Genomic DNA, 1663 nt, shown 5'->3' with positions numbered 1-1663 from the left:
TGGTAATAATAGCTATTTAATAAATAATGATGGTTATTTAACAATGGAAAATTGTGTAGTTACAGATAATAGTTTATCGTTTAATATTCGTGAGAACACAACTTATACAAGTAATGATGTGTTGGAAGATGATAGTTTTGAATCTGGTTACCTTATTGGTAACAATGGACAAATGAACATCATTAACTCAGCATTCATTAACAATAACATGAACATAAACCTCCAATATTATCAGAATGTTCCTTTTACTGCTAATACTACTTTGTATTTTAATAATACAATTTATAATAGTAGTGTTGTGGGTTCTGGTTTTATTGTTAATAAAGGTAGGCTTAATATCACAAGATCAGAATTCACAAACAACACAATAAAAACAACAATAAACCGCGAATACAACTGGAACAACGACCAAAACATAACCATCAACATCCGAAACCCTAATGGAGAACTTGTTATTGGTGAACAGAATACTGGTTATATTTATGCAATGATTGTTAACACTGGTGATTTAATTATCACACAATCTAACTTTACAAATAACATCAACAACTACAATGAGACAAGAAACTACAACAAAAACACAATCATAATTATAAATGGCGGCACTGGTAAAAAAACCACAGGTACTAATATTTATAATCTACTATATTCTAGTAGCAATCTAGAAATAAGTAATTCTAATTTCACTAACAACAACTATAACACAACATATGAAACCAATAACCCTAACAATAATGCTGCGATGCACGGTGGAGCAATTTATATAACTACTCTTGCTAATAACACTGTAAATACTACTGTAAGTAATTCTAACTTTACAAATAATACTGCAACTCATGGTGGAGGAATTTATGTAATTACTGGTATTAATGGTGCTGTTACTGTTGATATTACTAATTCTACATTTGTAAATAACACCGCAAATAATGGTGGAGGAATTTATGTAAATGCTGATGTTAATGGTATTACTATTTTTGGTATTGCTAATTCCACATTTGTAAATAACACCGCAACTGTTAGTAGTGGAGGAATTTTTGTAAATAGTGGTAGTAATGGTTCTGTTATTGTCGATATTGTTAATTCTAGTTTTGTAAATAATACTGCAACTAGTGGTGGAGGAATTTTTGTAATTACTGATAGTAATGGTTCTGTTATTGTCGATATTGCTAATTCTAGTTTTGTAAATAACACCGCAACTGTTAGTGGTGGAGGAATTTTTGTAAATAGTGGTATTAATAGTTCTGTTATTGTCGATATTGCTAGTTCTAGTTTTGTAAATAATACTGCAACTAGTGGTGGAGGAATTTTTGTAAATAGTGGTATTAATGGTTCTGTTATTGTCGATATTGTTAGTTCTAGTTTTGTAAATAACACCGCAAATAATGCTGGAGGAATTCATGTAACTGCTAGTACTACTGCTATTGTTAGTGTTGATATTGCTAGTTCTAGTTTTGTAAATAATACTGCAACTAGTGGTGGAGGAATTTATGTAACTACTGGCGGTACTAATGGTTCTGTTATTGTCGATATTGTTAATTCTAGTTTTGTAAATAATACTGCAACTAGTGGTGGAGGAATTTTTGTAACTACTGGTATTAATGGTGCTGTTATTGTCGATATTGTTAGTTCTAGTTTTGTAAATAATACTGCAACTAGTGGTGGA

1 protein-coding gene is annotated in these 1663 nt (G+C 30.5%); it reads left to right on the top strand.

Annotation, left to right across the window (positions count from 1 at the left end):
* Positions 1 to 43: 43 nt before the first annotated feature.
* A partial coding sequence (locus MBCUT_RS00560) for a beta strand repeat-containing protein (RefSeq protein WP_394327046.1) occupies positions 44 to 1663 on the top strand: 1620 nt, incomplete at its 3' end.

The sequence above is a fragment of the Methanobrevibacter cuticularis genome (genome assembly GCF_001639285.1).
In the GTDB taxonomy this organism is placed as follows: Archaea; Methanobacteriota; Methanobacteria; order Methanobacteriales; family Methanobacteriaceae; genus Methanobaculum; species Methanobaculum cuticulare.
The sequence above is the reverse complement of the archived record's forward strand: the minus strand, read 5'-3'. Positions and strand labels throughout refer to the sequence as shown.